The sequence below is a fragment of the Phocaeicola massiliensis B84634 = Timone 84634 = DSM 17679 = JCM 13223 genome (genome assembly GCF_000382445.1).
Classification (GTDB): domain Bacteria; phylum Bacteroidota; class Bacteroidia; order Bacteroidales; family Bacteroidaceae; genus Phocaeicola; species Phocaeicola massiliensis.
The window spans coordinates 1,721,070-1,743,101 of record NZ_KB905472.1; the positions used below are offsets into that span (position 1 = coordinate 1,721,070).

General features: G+C 40.0%; 20 protein-coding genes, 2 tRNA genes and 1 pseudogene. 16 read left to right on the forward strand and 7 right to left on the reverse strand.

Features of this window, described 5'->3' with window-relative positions; genetic code table 11:
- A pseudogene (locus tag HMPREF1534_RS21475) lies at window positions 1-112 on the forward strand (ISAon1 family transposase); the annotation flags it as partial.
- A gap of 112 nt (window positions 113-224) precedes the next feature.
- On the opposite strand, the gene HMPREF1534_RS11815 reads toward HMPREF1534_RS21475, so the two are convergent.
- Together HMPREF1534_RS11815 and HMPREF1534_RS11810 are read right to left on the reverse strand one after the other, a co-directional pair.
- Window positions 225-297, reverse strand: a tRNA-Lys gene (locus HMPREF1534_RS11815).
- Between the two features lie 116 nt (window positions 298-413).
- Entirely contained in the window at window positions 414-1,487 is a 1,074-nt protein-coding gene (locus HMPREF1534_RS11810) for a linear amide C-N hydrolase (RefSeq protein ID WP_005939081.1), read from the reverse strand.
- Between the two features lie 174 nt (window positions 1,488-1,661).
- Here HMPREF1534_RS11810 and msrB point away from each other — a divergent pair, with 174 nt between their 5' ends.
- The 5 genes from msrB (at window position 1,662) to HMPREF1534_RS11785 (ending at window position 6,709) form a co-directional block, all read left to right on the forward strand.
- Window positions 1,662-2,621, forward strand: coding sequence for a peptide-methionine (R)-S-oxide reductase MsrB (msrB, locus tag HMPREF1534_RS11805; RefSeq protein ID WP_005939083.1), 960 nt, complete (start codon window positions 1,662-1,664; stop codon window positions 2,619-2,621).
- Window positions 2,622-2,717: 96 nt separating this feature from the next.
- Window positions 2,718-3,341, forward strand: coding sequence for a phosphatase PAP2 family protein (locus HMPREF1534_RS11800; RefSeq protein ID WP_005939087.1), 624 nt, complete (start codon window positions 2,718-2,720; stop codon window positions 3,339-3,341).
- A gap of 41 nt (window positions 3,342-3,382) precedes the next feature.
- On the forward strand, window positions 3,383-5,338 hold the full coding sequence (locus HMPREF1534_RS11795) for a sialate O-acetylesterase (protein ID WP_005939090.1): 1,956 nt from the start codon (window positions 3,383-3,385) through the stop codon (window positions 5,336-5,338).
- A 106-nt stretch (window positions 5,339-5,444) separates the two neighbouring features.
- Window positions 5,445-6,278 (forward strand): type II pantothenate kinase, encoded by an 834-nt coding sequence (gene coaW / locus HMPREF1534_RS11790; protein ID WP_005939092.1) that lies wholly within the window; start codon window positions 5,445-5,447, stop codon window positions 6,276-6,278.
- Window positions 6,279-6,280: 2 nt separating this feature from the next.
- The gene (locus HMPREF1534_RS11785; protein WP_005939095.1) at window positions 6,281-6,709 is read left to right on the forward strand and encodes a hypothetical protein; all 429 of its coding nucleotides are present in this window, start codon (window positions 6,281-6,283) and stop codon (window positions 6,707-6,709) included.
- Between the two features lie 101 nt (window positions 6,710-6,810).
- Here HMPREF1534_RS11785 and HMPREF1534_RS11780 read toward each other — a convergent pair whose 3' ends face one another.
- Both HMPREF1534_RS11780 and HMPREF1534_RS11775 read right to left on the reverse strand, forming a co-directional pair.
- Window positions 6,811-7,020 (reverse strand): winged helix-turn-helix domain-containing protein, encoded by a 210-nt coding sequence (locus tag HMPREF1534_RS11780; protein ID WP_005939098.1) that lies wholly within the window; start codon window positions 7,018-7,020, stop codon window positions 6,811-6,813.
- Between the two features lie 565 nt (window positions 7,021-7,585).
- Window positions 7,586-7,659 (reverse strand) — tRNA-Asp (locus HMPREF1534_RS11775).
- Between the two features lie 328 nt (window positions 7,660-7,987).
- Between HMPREF1534_RS11775 and hisH the strand changes: the two genes are divergently transcribed.
- From hisH to lysA, 7 genes are all read left to right on the forward strand, one after another.
- A complete protein-coding gene (gene hisH, locus HMPREF1534_RS11770) occupies window positions 7,988-8,578 on the forward strand; it encodes an imidazole glycerol phosphate synthase subunit HisH (RefSeq protein WP_005939101.1) in 591 nt (196 codons plus the stop codon).
- Window positions 8,579-8,609: 31 nt separating this feature from the next.
- Window positions 8,610-9,329: a 1-(5-phosphoribosyl)-5-[(5-phosphoribosylamino)methylideneamino]imidazole-4-carboxamide isomerase gene (gene hisA, locus HMPREF1534_RS11765; protein WP_005939104.1), complete on the forward strand. Its 720-nt coding sequence runs from the start codon at window positions 8,610-8,612 to the stop codon at window positions 9,327-9,329.
- 9 nt (window positions 9,330-9,338) lie between these two features.
- A complete protein-coding gene (hisF, locus tag HMPREF1534_RS11760) occupies window positions 9,339-10,094 on the forward strand; it encodes an imidazole glycerol phosphate synthase subunit HisF (RefSeq protein ID WP_005939107.1) in 756 nt (251 codons plus the stop codon).
- Window positions 10,095-10,118: 24 nt separating this feature from the next.
- Window positions 10,119-10,730, forward strand: a complete 612-nt coding sequence (gene hisIE, locus HMPREF1534_RS11755; RefSeq protein ID WP_005939110.1) for a bifunctional phosphoribosyl-AMP cyclohydrolase/phosphoribosyl-ATP diphosphatase HisIE — start codon at window positions 10,119-10,121, stop codon at window positions 10,728-10,730.
- Between the two features lie 6 nt (window positions 10,731-10,736).
- On the forward strand, window positions 10,737-11,480 hold the full coding sequence (locus HMPREF1534_RS11750) for a cell division ATP-binding protein FtsE (RefSeq protein ID WP_005939111.1): 744 nt from the start codon (window positions 10,737-10,739) through the stop codon (window positions 11,478-11,480).
- Window positions 11,481-11,601: 121 nt separating this feature from the next.
- Window positions 11,602-12,921 (forward strand): aspartate kinase, encoded by a 1,320-nt coding sequence (locus HMPREF1534_RS11745; protein WP_005939113.1) that lies wholly within the window; start codon window positions 11,602-11,604, stop codon window positions 12,919-12,921.
- Window positions 12,922-13,031: 110 nt separating this feature from the next.
- Window positions 13,032-14,192, forward strand: a complete 1,161-nt coding sequence (lysA, locus tag HMPREF1534_RS11740; RefSeq protein ID WP_005939114.1) for a diaminopimelate decarboxylase — start codon at window positions 13,032-13,034, stop codon at window positions 14,190-14,192.
- A gap of 117 nt (window positions 14,193-14,309) precedes the next feature.
- Here the strand turns inward: lysA and HMPREF1534_RS11735 are convergent, their stop codons facing one another.
- Complete coding sequence (locus tag HMPREF1534_RS11735; protein WP_005939116.1) at window positions 14,310-14,816, reverse strand: hypothetical protein; 507 nt, start codon at window positions 14,814-14,816, stop codon at window positions 14,310-14,312.
- A 197-nt stretch (window positions 14,817-15,013) separates the two neighbouring features.
- Here HMPREF1534_RS11735 and HMPREF1534_RS11730 point away from each other — a divergent pair, with 197 nt between their 5' ends.
- From HMPREF1534_RS11730 to HMPREF1534_RS11720, 3 genes are all read left to right on the forward strand, one after another.
- Window positions 15,014-16,171: a glycosyltransferase gene (locus tag HMPREF1534_RS11730; RefSeq protein ID WP_005939118.1), complete on the forward strand. Its 1,158-nt coding sequence runs from the start codon at window positions 15,014-15,016 to the stop codon at window positions 16,169-16,171.
- Between the two features lie 47 nt (window positions 16,172-16,218).
- The gene (locus HMPREF1534_RS11725; protein WP_005939121.1) at window positions 16,219-16,494 is read left to right on the forward strand and encodes a putative quinol monooxygenase; all 276 of its coding nucleotides are present in this window, start codon (window positions 16,219-16,221) and stop codon (window positions 16,492-16,494) included.
- 308 nt (window positions 16,495-16,802) lie between these two features.
- Window positions 16,803-18,113: an ATP-binding protein gene (locus HMPREF1534_RS11720; RefSeq protein WP_005939124.1), complete on the forward strand. Its 1,311-nt coding sequence runs from the start codon at window positions 16,803-16,805 to the stop codon at window positions 18,111-18,113.
- Window positions 18,114-18,716: 603 nt separating this feature from the next.
- On the opposite strand, the gene HMPREF1534_RS11715 is transcribed toward HMPREF1534_RS11720, so the two are convergent.
- Window positions 18,717-19,148: a hypothetical protein gene (locus tag HMPREF1534_RS11715; protein WP_005939127.1), complete on the reverse strand. Its 432-nt coding sequence runs from the start codon at window positions 19,146-19,148 to the stop codon at window positions 18,717-18,719.
- 35 nt (window positions 19,149-19,183) lie between these two features.
- On the reverse strand, window positions 19,184-21,649 hold the full coding sequence (locus tag HMPREF1534_RS11710; RefSeq protein WP_005939129.1) for a BACON domain-containing protein: 2,466 nt from the start codon (window positions 21,647-21,649) through the stop codon (window positions 19,184-19,186).
- Window positions 21,650-22,032 lie beyond the last annotated feature (383 nt).

Consider the following 22,032-nt stretch of genomic DNA (forward strand, 5'->3'; position numbering starts at 1 on the left):
AAATGCTGCTGCGGAAGCTTTTAATGCAAAAATTAAAGCATTTAGGGCTTCATTTCGTGGAGTAGTAGATAAGAGGTTCTTTCTGTATAGATTAGAAAAGGTGTATGCATAAAGGGAAATTAACAAATGTTAATCCCCCCAAGAATTACAACTGAGCCTGTAAACCAGCGCAAAACAGGCATAAAAAAAGAGAGCTACTTTTATGTAACTCTCTGATTTCTAAGTGATCCGCCTGGGGCTCGAACCCAGGACCCCAACATTAAAAGTGTTGTGCTCTACCTGCTGAGCTAGCGAATCAATCCTTTGTTATTGCTATTCTTCCGAATTGCGAGTGCAAAGGTAAGGCTTATTTTTGAATTTGCAAACATTTCCCAAACTTTTTTTCTAAAAAGATAGCTTTTATTCTTCGCTTCTCATTTTACAATTATCTCTTCTATCGGCTGTACTAACTCCTTGTCTAAAGGAAAAGCCTGATATTTTACCTTACTGAAATCAATCTGTTTCATATCAATACAACGAATATTACTATTATATGCTGTACGATAATAGACTTTACGATTTGTCAGATCAATGGCAGAAGTCCATTGAGTAGCACTAGGAATCATAGGCGCATGCCCAGCTGCATGTTCTATACCGATAGGGATATCAAAATTATTCAAAATGTGAAAACTTTGCAATACAGCATCATAGGCAGTAGCACACTGTGGAGCAGTTGCTTTATAAAATGCAGCACGAACAAAACGCGAAGGAGGAGTTACATCTCCGGGGATTCCTTGAAACCCACTACCTGCACCAAATGGAAAGATAGTTACACCACCTAATTGATGTGCCTCTGCCCCACCCGGATAAAGATTCACATAATTGTTTAAATTGGTCATCTGCCAAGGGAAACCGGGCGAATTGGTCAATACACCAATTTCATTCTCATAAAAACAAGGGACACCATCTACAAATTCCAACACAACCTGCCGACCGTTTGCATCGCCTATTCGCCAATGTACTGTGGAACTCGCTCCGGTAGTATCTACAGACACTACACGTATATCCTGCATTGCAGCCTTTATTTCCTCTATTGTCGAAAATTGAGAAAGCATCCACGCTACCAACTGTAAATCGGCCACTGTCCGTGTATTCTGCTTTGCGTCATAAACAGGATAATTTCCGTAATGGGGGAAATAAAACAGTCCTGCTGAAAGTCCTGCTTCATTTAAACCCTCAACAACAAAATCCTTCAATACAATGGAAAGTCCCACAACACCATATCGTGCACGAAACTTTGCCCCATTCATTCCTTTGGGAGTATAGGATATCATTTCATGTCCGCATGGAATTACCACATACTGACTAGGCAGATAGCTATCCCCCCACTCTATAGTGCGCGCCTGTACATAACCACCATCCTTTGCAGTCACCGAAATACCGGTACAAGCCATTACCGGCAATGCACATCCTGTCAATAACAGTGCGCCGATCAATATCTTTTTCATAATAGTAAAAACATTTAGTCTTAAAAATAACAATGTTCTGTGAATTTAGTTCTAACTTTGCATTAGAAACTCAATAGACTACAACAATAAAATGCATCCGATTGTTATAGCCATTGTATGAAATATATTATTTTTGTTTTCATGCTTTTTATAAGCCAAATACCAAAAACTAAAATGGAAAAAACGAGTGAAATATACCTGGCAGGAGGTTGTTTTTGGGGAACCGAACATTTCCTAAAACAAATCAGAGGAGTAAAACACACCGAAGTAGGTTATGCCAATGGTAATACTGCAAGCCCGACTTACAAAGAAGTTTGTACGGATAAAACAGGATTTGCCGAAACTGTGAAGGTTGTGTATAATCCGCGAGAGGTCAGTCTTGAACTGTTACTCAATCTTTATTTTCAAACAATTGACCCTACCAGCATCAATAGGCAGGGACACGACCAAGGCACTCAATACCGTACCGGTATCTATTACACCGATAAAGCTGATTTAACCATCATCCAAAATGCCGTCTGCGAATTGGCCAAAGAGTATTCACGTCCGCTCGCCCTTGAAGTAGAACCTTTGAAGAATTTCTATAATGCTGAAGAATATCATCAGAACTATTTGGATAAGAATCCTGATGGATATTGTCACCTTAATCCTAAACTTTTTGAATTGGCACGACGTGCCAATGCCATCCCTTCCTATAAGAAGCCAAGCGATGCCACCCTGCGCAACAAATTGTCACCTGAACAATACGCTGTCACCCAAAATAATGCAACCGAACCCCCATTTCACAATGAATATTGGGACGAAACACGAGAGGGGATTTATGTCGATATTACTACCGGTGAGCCCTTATTTGTGTCTACCGACAAATTTGATTCCGGCTGCGGATGGCCTAGCTTTACCAAACCTATCGACAATACATTAGTTAAAGAACTGACAGACACTACTCACGAGATGATTCGCACCGAAGTAAGAAGCAAAACCGGTAATGCGCATCTAGGGCATGTTTTTCCGGATGGACCTGCCGATAAAGGCGGCTTGCGTTATTGCATCAATAGTGCATCCCTAAAATTCATCCCTAAGGAAAAAATGGCAGCAGAAGGATACGGACACTATCTAAAGTTACTGAATAAATAAAACCCTCTAACGTATCAAAAAGACTGCAAGGAGGAAGAATTACATATTTTCAGGCATATTCTGACAGGACAAGTATTACCTAAAGATAGAAAAAATATGAAAAGATACAGACCGGTCATATTCATATCCTTTTATATGATTATTCTGATTATCATAGCTGCACAGCTATGGGGAGCAAACGGCTTCCTTCATCCCGCCATTGAGAATATCAACCTTTATGTGCGCGGATTACGCAATACACATGCTCCTCTCTTTCATCAAAGCTATGATAATTACCTGCAATTGTTACCGGGTATTCTCCTGATTGGATTAAAACTAGGTGGGGTAAAAGGAAGATTCGAATGGAAACGACTTCTTATTTTTATCGTGCTCTCCATTATCTTCACCCAACTGGTAGTAAATTCTCTGAAATTAGCATGCGGAGTTTTACGTCCTGACGAGTCCAACTTTTTCTCTTTTCCTTCAGGACACACAGCTACTGCATTCATGACAGCCACTCTACTTTACAAAGAATATGGATTTAAAGGAATATGGGTAAGTTTAGTTGCATACGCTTCTGCTATTGTTACCGGCATGACACGTATTCTCAATAATCGCCATTGGATAATAGATGTGATAGTAGGAGCTGCATTGGGCATTCTATTGACAGAAATGGCATATAGGCTGGTAAAAACAATATTTAAAGACAGAGAACTCATTAACACAGACTATAATCACTGATGTATTAATTATAGAAATAACGCAACAATAATTGAAAATACATGAAAAAACTAATGATAACACTTGGGATGTTTGCAACATTTTGTACAACAGAGGCAAAAGTGACATTACCCGCTCTATTTACAGATAACATGGTACTACAACAAAAGTCAGATATAATCCTTCGCGGGCACTCGACGAACCGAAAAGAGGTTATGGTGATAACCGGCTGGGACAAGCATATCTATATGGCCCAAACAGACAAGCAAGGGAATTGGAAAACAGAAATCTCTACCCCCTCTGCCGGCGGACCCTACGAAATTAGTTTTTGTGATGGAGAAGAACTCACCCTACACAACATCATGATAGGTGAACTTTGGCTCTGTTCGGGACAATCCAATATGGAAATGCCGGTCGGCGACTGGGGAAAAGTATTGAACTATGAAAATGAAATAAGAGAAGCGACTTATCCTGACATACGGTTATTTAAAGTAAAAAAAGAGACATCACTGACACCGAAGGAGGACTTAAGTCCCACACAAGGAGAATGGCAGGAATGCACTCCTCAAAGTGTAAATAGCTTTTCTGCTGTGGGATACTTCTTTGCCCGCCAGTTACAACAGAAGTTAAAAACTCCAATTGGTGTTATAGACTGTTCATGGGGAGGAACTCCTGCTGAAGCATGGACTAGTTATAACGGATTGAAGCACTTACAAGAGTTTGAGCACGAAATGGATATGCTGGAATCTTTGGGATTCCAACCCGAAAAGATTGATGCAGAGTATGCCAAGAAGAGAGAAGCATGGTATCAATCTTTGTATGAGCATGATATGGGATGGTGTGATAACCATCAAGTATGGGCTGAACCTGATTATTCAGACGAGAATTGGAAGGAAATGAATCTACCGGGAAGTTGGGAAAGTAATGGAATAAAAGATTTTGATGGTGTAATGTGGTTCAGAAAGACTGTAGATATTCCTCGCACTTGGTACAGAAAACCGATAACAATCAATTTAGGCAAGATAAGCGATGAAGACATAGTCTATTATAACGGCGTGGAAATTGGACGAGGAAGCAACCGTGACGCCGTGCGCCGGTACACTGTCCCCAAAAAGTTAGTAAAACGGGGAAAAGCTGTTCTCACCATACGTGTGACAAACTATGCCGGAGAAGGGGGACTCATCGGGAAACCGGAAAATATGACAATGACAGTCAAGGGTAAAGATCCTGTCACATTAGCTGGAAATTGGAAGTATTTATCCGGCTTTTCATTGGCTGGTATAGAACCTCTTCCTCCTTCGCCCAAGACCAATCCTCAATACCCCACTACCCTCTTCAATGCAATGGTACACCCCATTACCAAAATTCCTATCCGGGGGGTCATTTGGTATCAGGGAGAAGCCAATGTAGGCCGGGCTGATGAATATGCCGACCTGTTTATGTCATTGATATCTGATTGGCGTGATAAATGGAAACAGCCTGACATGCCTTTCTACTTCGTACAACTGGCTAATTTTCTGAAGAAGGAGGAGATACAACCCGACTCGGAATGGGCTGCATTAAGAGAAGCACAATCAAAAGCCCTTTATCTAAATAACACCGGCATGGCCGTGACCACCGACTTGGGCGAAGCCAATAATATCCATCCCAAAAACAAGCAGGAAGTAGGACTGCGCTTGTCCCAACTTGCCCTGAAACAAACATATAAAAAGAAAAGGATGCCACAATCACCTCTTTTCAAAAGCTATCGTATAGAAGGAAACACAATACGCATCGGTTTTGATAATCCGGGAAAAGGCTTTATGAAACCAGACACCATCAAAGGTTTTATCATTGCAGGTGCAGACCATATATTCTATCCGGCTACAGTAACTATCCAGAAAAAAGAAATAATAGTAGAATCACCCGATGTTCCCCATCCGGTAGCTGTCAGATACAATTGGGCTGACAATCCCGATGGGAATTTATACGGACTATCCGGTTTGCCGACAGCCCCTTTCCGTACAGACAATTGGTAATAAAACCCGGTTATCTCTATTTTTCTATGAAAAAGGATCTTTTTGTTATAATGAATATATCTATATTTGCACTCTATTTTCAAAAAACTAAAAAAAACACATAGCTATGGGAATGGTTATAGGTATAGACGTGGGTGGGAGTACTACCAAAATTATCGGTGTGGACGGAGAAGGAATCAAACATCCGATGATTGTCAAAGCGACAGACCCCATCACCTCTCTATTTGGAGCTTTCGGGAAATATATATATGACAACAACATTAGTTTGAGCGGAATAGAAAAAGTAATGCTCACAGGAGTGGGAAGTGCTTATGTCAACCAACCGCTTTACGGATTGCCTACCGAACATACCGATGAGTTTCTAGCCAATGGATTAGGTGCGCATTATGGTTCGCAGCTGAAAAATCTGATTGTTGTAAGTATGGGCACAGGAACTTCTTTCGTCAAAGTGGAGGACGGAAAGATTCAACATATCGGCGGCATCGGTATCGGTGGAGGAACCATTCAGGGACTATCCAGATTATTGCTAAAGACACACGACATCCACCAAGTGGTAGAAATGGCACAAAAAGGAATAGTGGAAAACATAGATTTACAGATAAAGGATATCTGCAATGCTGCCCTGCCGGGACTTCCATTGAATGCTACTGCATCTACTTTCGGAAAAGCAGACAGTAATTCATCTTTAGAAGATGTAGCGGCAGGAATTATTCACATGGTACTGCAATCCATTGGGCAATCCGTGATACTCGCAGCATTGAACAGTTCCATCAAAGACTTCGTTTTAATAGGCAATCTGGCAAAGCTGCCACAATGCAAAGAAGTTTTTCCCATCATGGAAGACATGTACCAATGCCATTTCCTGATACCGGAATATGCCCAATACAGAACTGCTTTGGGTGCAGCATTGGCATACGTGCATCAAAAAGAAAAGCAATAAGGATGAAGTACGGAGTCAGTAAAAATACATTGCTCATTACTGCCGGCATAATTTGGTTGACAGCCGGCATCAATATATTGCGAATCGGCGTGGAATGCTGGATAAACGATTCGCATTATTGGCTGTTTAAAGCATGCGAAGCTACTCTGGTTTTTCTCCTGTTCTTTGGCTTCATTTTTCGGAAACTATACAGAAAGCACACACATCGCATCAGTCAAAAGAAAAAAAAGAATTGTCCTTTTTCTTTCTTTGATGTCCAAGGATGGATAGTGATGGCGTTTATGATTACAATCGGCATATTGTCACGCCTGTTTCATCTGTTGCCCGAATCTTTCATTGCCGTATTCTATACAGGACTTTCCCTCGCACTAATCGGTACAGGAATCCGATTCATTATTTATTGGTGGAAAAACAAACATTGGCTTCAATAAGCCAGGTTCTTTTACCTCTTTATTTCATTGAAAAGGCTACCTCATTACAGGCAGCCTTTCAAGTTATTTTCTTTCCAACAGGTTTATTATTGAGAGATTAATCAGAATCCTAAATGACTTACATAGAGTAAATGACCTTTCCTCTGAATATTAATATTGTTCTCTCTACACAACCAACCTATTGCAATAGCGACATCAATGGCGCTGAGGTTCATTTTCCGACTAAGTTCCTGAATAGATATTTCACCTCTGTTTTCATTCAGGTTGCGCCAGACTTTGCCGGCATTTTCTCCCACTGTTTCTATTTCCATATATATGTTTTGATTTGCTCTCAATATACACAAAAAACAGCATATAAAAAAGAAAACAGCAACTTTTTCTCATTTAAAATGAGGGTTGCCTAAAACGTGGATAATGCTATCCTTCAATTCGCAGGAGTGAGGTTCGCTCGCCCGAAAACAGTTTACTTTGTGCCTTCGGACAGGCAAACCCTGCCCCTACAGCCCACGATGGGATAGCTCGGTTAGTTTTGACACTCCCTAAGCCTTTTCATTAGCCGGACTAAGCGTGTTCATCCTTTCGATTATACCCGTCCATCAGTCGAATTACTACAGTCTACGGCAATGGACTGTATAGTCCGTTGCCGTAGATTGTACAGTCCATTGCAGCAGACTGTACAATCTATTATAGTGGACTGTAATAATCTTCCGTTTAAAAAGCCTTGGCTGACAGTAAAAAACAGCTTACTCTTGCAGTTGGCTGTATGCTTCTCGTTATCAGGGCACATTGAAGACTTGCACCCGTTAGAATATGTTCGTGCCGAGCATACAACAAATAAAAGCTCTAGGACTCAAAGAATCCTAGAGCTTTTATAAGCGGTGCGCACGAGGCTCGAACTCGTGACCCCATGCGTGACAGGCATGTATTCTAACCAACTGAACTAGCGCACCAATATTTCAAAGATTTGTCTTTCTTTATTTCACCATCTCTCTCGATTGCGGGTGCAAAGGTACGCATTAATTTTTAATCTGCAAGCTTTTCGGTAGAAAATGCACAAAAAAATCAAAGAACTCCCCGACTGATACCTCGTCCGATTTACGATATTGCTATTATTTTAATCTTTTTCTCAAACTTCTTGTTATAAAATGAAGCTAATCTGCAATAATTCGCTATTTTTGCGCACATATCATAGATAAAAACCATCCTTTCTCATATTATGCAGAAACATATTGAATTAAAAGGAATGGTTTATAAAAATAAAACGATGATCTTTTACCGATGAAAATTGCTGTCGTAAAATATAATGCAGGAAATATCTACTCTGTGGACTACGCACTAAAGCGTTTGGGGGTAGAAGCTATCATTACTTCCGATAAGGAAACGCTGATGAGCGCAGATAAAATAATCTTCCCCGGTGTTGGAGAAGCTGCCACAACCATGAATTACCTCCGGCAGCATAAACTGGATGAAGTAATCAAAAATTTGAAACAACCCGTATTGGGCATTTGTTTGGGAATGCAACTCATGTGCCGCCATTCAGAAGAAGGTAATGCAGAATGCTTAGGTATTTTTGATACCGACGTCAAGCTTTTCCACCCGGAACGACATACAGACAAGGTTCCTCACATGGGATGGAATACACTGACAAATGTGAAAAGCGATTTATTCAAGGGATTCACCAAAGAAGAGTTTGTCTATTTCGTACACAGTTTTTATGTCCCGCTAAATGAGTTTACAGCAGCACAAACTACATATATCCTCCCCTATAGTTCGGCATTGCATAAAGATAATTTTTATGCCACACAGTTTCACCCCGAAAAGAGCGGAACAGTGGGAGAACGGATATTGCGGAACTTTTTAGAACTATGATACATTATATTATATACTAAAGAAAAAAGTTATGATAGAATTAATTCCTGCCATCGATATCATTGACGGAAAATGTGTCCGCCTGTCACAAGGAGATTATAACACACAAAAGGTGTATAACGAAAATCCTGTGGAAGTAGCCAAAGAGTTTGAAGCACATGGCATTCACCGTTTGCATGTGGTTGATTTGGACGGAGCCGCTTCGCACCACGTAGTCAATTATCGCGTACTCGACCAAATCGCCAGCCGCACATCGCTTGTCATTGACTTCGGCGGAGGTATCAAAACCGATGAAGATTTAATCATTGCATTTGATAACGGTGCCCAAATGGTGACCCTGGGCAGTGTTGCCGTGAAAAAACCGGAACTATTCAAAAAATGGTTGACTCAATACGGCAACGAAAAAATAATTCTTGGTGCCGACGTGAAAGACAATAAAATATCCATCAACGGATGGAAAGAAGAAAGCCGACAAGAGCTGATGCCTTTCCTGAAAGATTATACAAAGGAAGGAGTATTCAAAGTGCTATGTACCGATATCAGTCGTGACGGTATGCTGGAAGGTCCCTCGATAGAGTTATACAAACAAATCCTTGCTGATTTTCCTGATATGCACCTGATAGCCAGTGGCGGAGTTAGTTGCATCGAGGACATCATTCAATTAGAGATAGCCAAAGTACCTGCAGTAGTGTTCGGCAAAGCTCTTTACGAAGGCAAAATTACCTTGAAAGAGTTGAACCGTTTTATGTAAAGACAAATTATGTTAGCAAAAAGAATTATTCCTTGCCTCGACATCAAGGACGGGCAGACCGTCAAGGGAACCAACTTCGTAAACCTGCGTCAGGCCGGTGACCCTGTTGAATTAGGCCGCGCTTATAGTGAACAAGGGGCTGATGAACTGGTCTTTTTGGATATCACTGCCAGCCACGAGGGTCGCAAGACTTTTACGGACTTGGTGAAAAGAGTGGCAGCCAATATCAGCATTCCGTTTACTGTGGGCGGAGGTATCAACGAACTCAGCGATGTAGACCGCCTGCTGAGCGCCGGAGCCGATAAAGTCTCCATCAACTCATCCGCCATCCGCAATCCCAATCTGATAGACGAGATAGCCAAACATTTCGGTTCGCAAGTTTGTGTAGTAGCTATTGACGCCAAACAGACAGACCAAGGGTGGAAATGTTATCTGAACGGGGGACGAGTAGAGACAGACAAATATCTGTCCGAGTGGGCCCGGGAAGTAAACAACCGGGGAGCAGGAGAAATTCTTTTTACCAGCATGAACCACGACGGAGTAAAGACAGGCTACGCCAACAAAGCACTTGCCACCCTCTCCGACTCACTCACTATTCCTGTTATTGCATCGGGAGGCGCAGGAAAAATGGAACATTTCAAGGATACTTTTATCGAAGGAAAAGCTGATGCGGCACTTGCAGCCAGCGTTTTTCACTTCGGAGAAATCAAAATACCCGAATTAAAACAGTATCTTTGCCAACAAGGAATCAATGTCAGATTATAAAATTAGAATTAAAATATAAAACAAATGGAATTGGATTTTAAGAAAATGAACGGGTTAATTCCTGCCATTATACAAGACGACTACACACAAAAAGTCTTAATGCTGGGCTTCATGAATGAAGAGGCATATAAGAAAACCGTAGAAACAGGAAAAGTAACTTTCTTCAGCCGCACCAAGAACCGTCTTTGGACTAAAGGAGAAGAGAGCGGGAACTTCTTGCAAGTAATCTCTATCAAAGCCGACTGCGACAATGACACTTTATTAATAAAGGTCAGTCCTGCAGGTCCTGTTTGCCATACAGGTACGGATACTTGCTGGGGAGAAGAAAACAAGCAGGACATCATGTTCTTAAAAGAATTACAAGACTTTATTGACAAGCGACATGAAGAAATGCCTGAAGGATCTTACACAACCAGCCTCTTCCAATCGGGCGTAAACAAAATGGCGCAAAAAGTAGGTGAAGAAGCCGTAGAAACCGTTATTGAGGCTTGCAACGGAACCAATGAACGCTTGATATACGAAGGTTCCGATCTGCTGTATCACCTTATCGTTCTCCTGACATCAAAAGGATACCGCATCGAAGATCTGGCACGCGAACTAAAAGAACGTCACAGCGCCAACTGGAAAAAACATTAATGCCTTATGGATGAACCGCTTATTCGATATAAAAACGTAAACATCAATCAACAAGAACTCGGTGTGTTGGAAGATGTAAACCTGGAACTGAACAAAGGTGAATTTGTTTACCTGATCGGAAAAGTAGGTTCCGGCAAAACATCATTGCTAAAAACCATTTACGGCGAGTTGGACATTCAATCGGGCGACGCAGAAGTATTAGGTTACAATATGAGCAATATCAAGCGCAAGCATATCCCCCAACTACGCCGCCGATTGGGAATCGTTTTCCAGGATTTCCAACTGCTGACAGACCGCAATGTACATTCCAATCTCAGTTTTGTGCTACGCGCCACCGGATGGAGCAATAAGATTGCAATAAAAGAACGCATTGATGAAGTGCTGGATCAAGTGGGCATGACGGGCAAAGGTTATAAAATGCCCAATGAGTTATCAGGAGGTGAACAACAACGTATCGTTATCGCCCGTGCCATCCTGAATCGTCCTGAAATCATTCTTGCCGATGAACCGACAGGAAATCTGGATTCTGAGACCGGCCGCCAGATTGTAGAGCTTCTGAAGTCTATTTGCGCATCGGGTTCTGCCATCATGATGACTACCCATAACCTGCATCTGCTGTCTGAATACCCCGGTATCGTTTACCGCTTCGAAAACCATCAAATCAAAGAAGTTACAAACGAATACAGCCGTGCAATAAAAAGAGAAAAAGAACAAGAAACAGAGGAAAAAACAACAAATGTGACCATATAAGCCACAGAATAAATGGATAAATGATAAATATTATCGCTAAAATACTGATTCTTTGCAGTCTTATTCGTATATTTGCACGCTAATTATCAATTATAGGAACAATTAAAATACGAAACGAAAAATGAAAGTTTTAAAGTTTGGAGGTACTTCGGTAGGTTCTGCACAAAGAATGAAAGAAGTAGCCAAATTAATTACTGACGGTGAACAGAAAATCGTTGTCCTCTCGGCAATGTCGGGAACGACAAACACGTTGGTTGAAATTTCGGATTATCTGTATAAGAAGAATCCCGAAGGTGCGAATGAAATCATTAATAAGCTGGAAGCTAAATATAAACAGCATGTTGATGAACTTTATTCTACTGACGAGTATAAACAGAAAACACAGGAATTTATAAAAGCACAGTTCGATTATATTCGTTCGTATACAAAAGATATCTTCACCCTGTTTGAAGAAAAAGTAATTTTGGCACAAGGCGAGTTAATCTCTACCAACATGGTTACCAACTACTTGCAGGAACAAGGCGTGAACGCCGTATTGCTCCCGGCATTGGAATACATGCGTACAGACAAGAACTCCGAACCTGACCCGGTTTACATTAAAGAAAAACTGGCTGCCCAACTGGAAATGCATCCGGGAGCCGAAATTTATATTACCCAAGGTTTTATCTGTCGCAATGCTTACGGTGAAATAGACAACCTGCAACGTGGAGGTAGTGACTATACCGCCTCATTAATCGGTGCGGCTGTCAATGCTTCTGAAATCCAGATTTGGACAGACATCGACGGTATGCATGACAATGACCCGCGTATTGTAGACAAAACAACCCCGGTTCGTCAATTGCATTTTGAGGAAGCTGCTGAGTTGGCTTATTTCGGTGCCAAGATTCTGCACCCCACTTGCGTACAGCCGGCCAAATACGCAAACATTCCGGTACGTCTGCTCAACACGATGGAACCGACAGCTCCGGGAACACTGATTTCAAACGATACGGAAAAAGGTAAGATTAAAGCTGTTGCTGCAAAAGACAACATTACCGCCATTAAGATTAAGTCGGGTCGTATGTTGTTAGCTTACGGTTTCTTGCGCAAAGTATTTGAAATCTTTGAAAGCTATCAGACTTCCATTGATATGATTTGTACTTCGGAAGTAGGTGTTTCCGTATCCATCGATAACACCAAACATCTGAACGAAATCTTGGATGACCTGAAGAAATATGGAACTGTAACTGTAGACCACGATATGTGTATCATTTGCGTAGTAGGTGATTTGGAATGGGAAAACGTAGGCTTTGAAGCAAAAGCGCTTGATGCCATGCGCGACATTCCTGTACGTATGATTTCATTTGGTGGCAGCAATTACAATATTTCTTTCTTAATTCGCAAGGAAGATAAAAATAAGGCCTTACAATCATTAAGCGATCATTTATTCAATAATAAATAATTTCTATCGAAGGGGCGGATTGAATCCGTCCGAATGTATCTCTACTCTGAAAAAGCAGATACTTTCGGGCGAATTTAATTCGCCCCTGCTCAATAATAACAAAATACAATATGAAAGGAACATTCCCCGTAAACAAGTTCAGAGAGTTGGAGACTCCCTTCTACTATTACGACGTCAATGTGCTGCGCGAAACACTGTCGTGCATCAATAAAGAAGCAGGCAAATACAACAACTTCTGCGTGCATTACGCAGTGAAAGCCAATGCCAACCACAAGATTCTGACTATTATCCGTGAAAATGGTTTAGGAGCAGACTGTGTGAGTGGCGGTGAAATCCGTGCAGCCGTCAAAGCAGGGTTCCCTACAAATAAAATCGTATATGCCGGTGTCGGTAAAACTGATTGGGAAATCAATCTGGGACTGGATTATGATATTTTCTGTTTCAATGTAGAATCTGTGCCCGAACTGGAAATCATCAACGAATTAGCCGCCGCTAAAGGCAAAGTAGCCAGAGTAGCTTTCCGGATCAACCCCAATGTAGGTGCACATACTCATGCCAATATCACCACCGGACTGGCAGAGAATAAGTTCGGTATCAGCATGGAAGATATGGACAGAGTTATCGACATGGCAGAAACGCTGCCTAACGTAAAGTTTGTAGGCTTACACTTTCACATCGGTTCTCAGATAGTAGATATGGGCGACTTCGTAGCGCTATGCAACCGTGTGAATGAGTTACAGGAAAAGTTATATGCACGTCAAATCATTGTAGAGCATATTAATGTGGGCGGTGGCTTAGGCATTGATTACTCTCACCCGAACCGTCAACCGATTCCCAACTTTGCCGAGTACTTCTCCACTTATCACAAACATCTGAAACTTCGTCCGCAACAAACTTTGCATTTTGAACTGGGACGTGCCGTTGTAGGACAATGTGGAAGCCTCATCAGTAAAGTGATTTATGTAAAACAAGGAACAAACAAACAATTTGCCATTCTTGATGCAGGCATGACAGACCTGATTCGCCCTGCACTCTACCAAGCATATCATAAGATTGAAAACATCACTTCGGATGAAGCTATCGAAACATACGATGTGGTAGGCCCCATCTGCGAGTCTTCCGACGTATTCGGCAAAGCTATCGACTTGAATAAAGTTCACCGCGGTGATTTGTTTGCTCTTCGCTCGGCAGGTGCTTATGGTGAAATTATGGCTTCGGCTTATAATTGCCGCACATTACCTCAAGCATATACATCGGAAGAATTGGTATAACATCGGAGTGACATCCTATAAAAGATGAACATACAATTAAAGAAAAGGCTGTCTCCTATTTTATTCCGAGACAGCCTTATTCAGTGAATTATGAAGACACAAAAACTCTTTTCCTGTTTATTTATCCTCAGGGATGAAATCTTCTTTAATAAACTCATCATATACCCGACGCGGATGATCGGCTTTAGAAAAGCCATTAGTTCCAAAATTCTGCTCACGAAATTTTTTCAACTTCAAATTATCCTCTGCATATTCCCGTAATGTCTTGGGCTTACCTCCTAACAATGAACTTTCCAAGACCTCACACTCCAATAAATTCTCCTTAGGAGTAATCATGGGCAAAAGCTTCTGTTCCAACAATCCACGATAAGCTCCCACATATTCGCACCAGCATTCATCCCCTACTTGGCATATACGGTAAGTATACTTAGACAAAGCTGTACGGATAAATATTTCATTATCCCCTACCTCTGCTACGGCTTCTAAATTATAAGCTAAGTCTTTAATTTTAATAATTTTCTTTCCTGACTCATCTTCTTTAATCTCCGTAGCCCAAAAATCAGAATGCGTAAGCTGGTCAAGTATATTGGCCAAACTTTCCTTAATCTCAAATTGTATTCTCATAATAATTGCCCGTTAGTCAGGACTTGTTATAGTTAAGTAATCCCAATATAGCAATAATTCTTGAGAAATGTTCATCTGATTAGTCTTTTAACATTAAATTATAATTAAAAAGAAGGAAATGGATAAAAGAAGAATATCTATGCTCTCAAAATCCAATTATTTGCTGTATTTTTGCATGGTTTTAATACAAATCAAGCATGGAACTATTCACCATAGATACAATCTTACCGGCTGCTTCAGGAATCCTGTTTATCACACAGGCTATTTACCATTTGGGATTATATAACAAACTATACATTCACAACAAGGAAACAGTATATACCACTGATGTAAATACCGAAAATCCTCCACTGTCTGTCATCATCGTTGCAAAAGACGCTGCTGATGAATTACAGGAAAACCTTCCATTCATTTTAGAGCAAGATTATCCGGAATTTGAAGTGATTGTGATTTATGACCGCTCGGCAGATGATTGTGACGATACCTTGAAATTACTGGAAGACAAATATCCTAACCTCTATCATACTTTTATCCCCGACAGTGCCCGCTATATCAGCCATAAAAAATTGGGCATTACAATGGGCATCAAAGCCAGCCGTCATGAATGGTTGGTGTTTACCGAACCCAATTGCCGTCCGCAAAGTAATCAATGGCTGAAACAGATGGCACGCAATTTCACACCTGCCACCGAAATCGTTTTAGGATACAGTAACTACGAAAAAGTACCGGGATGGCTGAATAAGAAAATCACTTTCGACACGTTGCTGAACTCTATGCGCTATTTAGGTATGGCCCTATCCGGACATCCCTATATGGGTACAGGACGGAACCTGGCTTATCGGAAAACACTGTACTACAAACAAAAAGGATTTGCCTCCCATCTGAATCTGCAACGCGGAGAGGATGATTTATTCATCAATGAAACGGCCCATGCACACAATACACGAGTCGAGACCGGCTCCGATAGCCTGATGCGAATCGCAATGCCTAAATATAAAAAAATATGGTGTGAAGAGAAGATAAGCTATGCGGCTACCAGTCGGTTGTTCAAGGGAACAGCTCGTTATATCATGGGATTCGAGACTTGCAGCAGACTGTTGTTTTATGCAGCTATCATCGCTACTATAATCATCGGTATTCTTCTCCATCAATGGACCACCTTGGGTATTGCCATTTTGTTGTGGGCAGCACGTTTCGTGATGCAACTGATTGTTTTCAGAAAAACTGCCAAAACTCTTGGTGAACGGAAGTTCTGTGCATTACTCCCTGTATTCGATTTTCTTCAACCCATATGGAATGGGGTATTTAAACTACAACGCAAGCTCAGACGGAAAAATGAGTTTATGAGAAAATAAAAAGAGAATGAAACCAGATATACATTATATTATTAAATAATACGAATATGATCAGATTAAATGTTTTTATCCAAGTAAACGAAAGTAACCGTAATGCTGCCTTAGAAACGGCAAAGGAATTGGTAGCACAATCTTTAAATGACAATGGTTGTATTGCTTATGATGTTTTCGAGAGTGCAACACGCAAAGATGTACTTATGATTTGCGAGACATGGAAAGATGCCGAATCACTGGATGCACACGAAAAAGCAGCACATTTTGTAACCTTGGTTCCTAAATTGCAGGAATTGGGCAACATGAAATTAGAAAAATTTGAATTCTAATTCGAGGGTATCCCCTCCTGAATTCAATCAAACAGTTCCGGGCTTTGGACTTAATAGTGCCAAAGCCCGGATTAATTTTATCCGGCAGGAAATGTGATGCAAACGGTAGTTCCTCCTCCACATAATCACTGCCTGCAAAAGAAACGGAAGAACATTCATTGCGAAATTTAACAGGATTACTCCGATTTCTATCCCCAAACGTTGCCGAACTCTTTTTATTTTAGTATGTTTGCAACTATCGAAATGTACAGTTCCGAAATGTCCATTTCGGAACTGTACATTTCGATAATAGTTAAAACATTGATAATATGAAGTTCTATAACCGAGAAAAAGAAATTAAGTTGCTGGCTAATATACAAGAAGCTGCAGAAGAGAATGCTCAAATGGTAACCCTGATGGGGCGCAGACGAATTGGGAAAACAAAACTTCTATTTCATGCCACTCAAGATACTCCTACCCTATATTTCTTCGTTGCCCGTAAAGCCGAGCCATTATTGTGCCGTGACTTTATAGATGAAATAACTTCAGTACTCCGGTTACCCATTTATGGTGAAATTCAAGACTTCAAAACTATATTCCAACTGCTAATGGACTATTCTAAAACAATGAAATTCAATTTAGTCATTGATGAATTTCAGGAATTTTATACAATCAATCCATCTGTTTACAGCGATATGCAGCATCTTTGGGATAGAAATAAAGATGACAGTCACATTTGTTTATTCCTATGCGGTTCCATCTATTCATTAATGCATCGAATTTTTGAAGGCAATCATGAACCGTTATTCGGCAGAGCCACCCAACAGATTTTCCTGAAGCCTTTTAGCACCATCACACTCAAACAAATATTATCAGAGAATAACCCCGGATACACTTCCGAGGATTTATTAGCATTCTATACCTTCACCGGTGGAGTAGCAAAATATGTAGAATTATTCGTTGATAACAAAGCTTTGACACATCATAAAATGATAAAGTTGATGTGTCAGGAAAATTCTCCTTTCCTTTCAGAAGGCAAGAATATATTAATCGAAGAATTTGGCAAAGAGTACACCATCTATTTCTCTATCTTATCATGCATAGCCAATGGCTTCACAGCTAGGACAGCCATAGAAAGCTATTTACAACGTGAAATTGGAGGATACCTAACCCGTTTGGAAAACGATTTCAATATCATAAAGAAACGCATTCCCATGTTCAGCAAAGCAGAAAGCCGCAATGTACGATACGAAATAGAAGACAATTTTCTCCGCTTCTGGTTCCGTTTTTTCTATAAATATATTCGCTATATCGAGGCGGGTGCATTAGAGAAACTACAGGAAATCATCATAAGGGACTATCCTACCTTCAGTGGTCATGCTCTGGAAGAATATTTTAAGTGCAGATTTCGCGAGAAAGGCGAATTTACCGCTTTGGGAGGTTATTGGAATAGAAAGGGAGAGGATGAAATCGACCTGATCGTTTTAGATGAAATTGAAAAAAAGGCAGTTGTTGCAGAAATCAAGCGGAACAGACAGAATATCAAGATGGATGCATTGATGCTGAAAGGGGCTTCCATTCAAAAAGAGCTAAATGGGTATTCTGTGGAATATCGTGGACTGAGCATGGAGGATATGTAGAGTAAGTTTACTTTCTATCGAAATGTACATCGTATGGTATTAGTGGATAAAAGTGTACCCACACAACACTTTTATCCGGATAACAACAATAAAGTCGTTTATTCAATGAAATCCAATCGGTAGAAAAAGAACTGACTTCACCCAAATAATTTTGTGAAGACACTCCTGAATATGCTGTGATCGCAGCCTGTCACTTTTAGACATGGGGCTACATTCCAACTTTTCATTTCCTGTAGGAAAAGTAAAATTTATGGACATCCGTCCCCTCGCTTTCTATGAGTTTTTGAACACTTGCGAGAAAATCAGTGGCAGTTAATATCTCCTTTTCATGAAAAACATATTGACATGCTCCGCATTATTTATATGTAGGAGGAATGCCCGAAGTAGTCCAAACCTATATTGACACCAAAGATTTCATCCAAGTACGCAAAACCCAACACAACATCGTCTATTCCTATCAGGTTGATTTCTCTAAACATGCGCCCTACGAAACAGTGCCACGCATCATAAAAAATCCATATTCTTAAAAAATAAAAGACAGCATAAGAGAGCTTACTCAAAATACTGCCTTATATTATTTATTTGCTAAATATATAGAACCAATTACTTACGTTCTAAAGTATAATACACAAACGCCCACTCTCCTTCATCATCACAAAAAATATCATCCTCCCATGCGATAACCATTTTATGCGGAGTTAAGGACTCAATTGTAACTCTATCATTAGAAGAGGTCACAAATTGAGAATTGTTTATTATAATCTTTTCACCATTATAGTAATATATTCCATCTACATCTTTGCTAAAAACTCTTGGCTCGCTTACTCCTAAAGTTGGTGATGCTTCATATACCACTTTACTCCAATCTATTTTTCCATCAACATAATCATAATATACTTCATGTGTTACATACCAAGTACCTTCCAATAGAGATAAATCTAGTTTTTCACTGTTTTCATCATCGCCACAAGCTATAAAATTCACACACATAATCATAGCTATCAAAAGCATTCCTATAAACTTCAATAACTTCATTTTGATTCAATTTTTTTAATAAAAAACATTCTTATTTATTTCTCACTGACAAAGTCAGGCCATGCCATATCGGTACGCCAATAATTATAATCTTCATCCTCATGTACTAAGATGAAATAATTAAGAGCATCTTTTAAAATAGAAGTATATTGCCCCCCATCACACAAAATTGTTTCACTCAATTCCCCTGATCCATTAAATGTACAGCAGTCTATACATGTTCCCCAATCCAAATCACCAACAAGATTGATTTCCATATTGACTGGAGCCTGTTTCAAATAATAACAATAGACAATATAAGTTCCTGTATGATTATAGCCAGCAATACCACCTACTGTCAAAAAAGGCGGATTAAGATTACTAAGCTTAATGGTTCCACTATTATAACAATTAACAATTTCGCCACAATTATATCCCACAATACCACCCGACGAAGACCATACCTCTCGTATAGAGCCTTTATTATAACTATTCCAAATTTCACTACCTTCTCCATTTCGACCAACTATTCCCCCCACGCAATCATCACCGGATAATTTACCTCGATTACAACAATTAAATATTTTAGAAGCGTCTATACATCCTGCAATACCACCAACATGGCTTCCCGATATTAGTTCCACTTCATTAGAGCAATTATAAATGCGGCTTGACTTTGCATATCCAACAATGCCACCAATCTTTTCTTTACCAATAATTGTGGATTGCGAAACAGATACTCCTTTAATAGTGCTTCCATCAATATAGCCAAATAATCCAACATTCTTGTCTTGAGAAATATTTAGTCCAATAATCATCTTTCCATTGCCATCCCAATTAGCAGAAAAAGCCCTTCCTTCCTGCCCTATTGGAGTATAAACCAAATTATTAAAATTCAAATTGGCTAACAATTTGAAATAACAACCTTTATAAGTCTTACCACTGTTCACATCTTGTGCCAGTTTAGCCATTTGGCTACATTGTGTAATTAAATAAGGGTTGTCTTCCGTTCCTTTCCCTTCAGCATAAGCCATAGTAGCAATATCACCATTCCAAATATCATCATTTGCATTGCTCCCATTTTGAGCAATTACCACTTCAGCCGTTAAGTTTTTATTTTTAAGAGAAAGTATTACTGTACGTTTCTGAAAACTAATGTTGGGATCTATACCAACAATTATTCTCTTATTGTTCTTATCATACGTCACAATATTACTGACAGATGCCCAAGTCTCTGACAAAGAAGTTTCAGGAATCCTGTTCACTTGAACATCAATATTGACAAGACCACCCTGGCTACCAATCCTGTACTCTTTCTGATTTACAACCAGTACATTTGATTGCATTTGTTTAATCGTTACTATTTCTGAAACTCCACTAGATATTCCATTAAAAACGATTGTCCCTTCCCGATTATAACCAGTCGCATTCTCTTTTATGGAAAAACTTAGAATTTCTTTTCTTAACGATCTAGATTGATTGGCAACAATCCAATCTGATGCAATTTCTGAGACTGAATAACTATACTCAATATTAGTCTGTAAAACAATGTCAAGAGTACCGCCGTCTGCACTAATTGAATATTCATTTTCCGACAACAATATAGCATCTTTCTGTACCTGCCGGATACACAACGTATCACTGACATTACTATTCTTCTTATCCAGAAATACAATTTCCGCCTCACGTCCGTCATAAGTTTCATTCGGACTTACAGTATAATATAAGGTATGACTAGAAACAGAACGCGCATTGGCAACCGTTATCCAATCTACATCAGGCATCTTCACTTCAAATTCACAGTTGCTCTTTATCTCCACAGCAACAATTTCCCCTCTATCGCTTACACACACATCGCTTTCTGTAAGAAGGATGATGCCACCTCCAGTCTGATAAACATTAATAACTTCAGTCACAGCACCACCGTGTATCATAATTTTTCCTTCTCTCTTTTCATATTCCTCACTTGCTGCAATTTCAAAAGAAAGGATAGAACTGCTCAATCCTCGCCCTGCATCCTTCTGGCTAATCCAACCTTTATACTCATCAGGAATCACCACCTCATAAGAGATATTCGATTTCACTTCCACATGAATAGTACCGCCCTCTTGACCGACCTCAAATCTGTCGGTAGTAAGGGTCAAGGCATCTTTCTGCTTTTGAGTGACCACTACAGTCTTCATCAACTCTCCGACTTGAATAGTCAGCACCACATTCCTGTCATCATAACCTTCATTAGCCTCCACATATACCTGTACCGAAATATCACCAGCCTGTCCGCTTGTCTGCGATACAGTACACCAACGACTACCATTTACGGTATTCGCGACATAAATAGTCCAATCTTTATTCGTAGAAAAATGAAGAGACTTATTGCCTCCATCAGAACCAAAGTTCATAGCATCCTCAAAATAAATTTCACTACCTGCTCCTGGAAGAATTTCAGGAGCCACTTCACCTTCGGAACATGCTGTTAGAATACATGTCACCAATACAGCCAAACACACATAAAAATGTTTCATAGCATTACTTCTGTCTTCCAGGTTCCGAGAAGACCTCTAATTATAAACGGAAAACGTGGAACCACACGTACCATCATCCGTTCCGGAGGCCCTAGGAAAACCTTGAACTCAGATAAATGGACAGTAGTCCCACGCTGGAATCCAGCGTAGGAAACATACTGCGCCATTCTTGAGTTCACTTGAAAATTTCCTAGGTTTCCCGGAACAAGAATCAGCACTTACGTTTCTTACAATTTCTTTTCTAATAAATATAGAGTACAAACTCTTTTGTATTCACTTTGTGACAAAAGTATAAAAAATAAGCATGAGACAAAAATATTTAGACTTAGTTTTTTAATATATTTTCATTAAAGATAAAAGTGACAGGATAGGCTTGGTCAAAC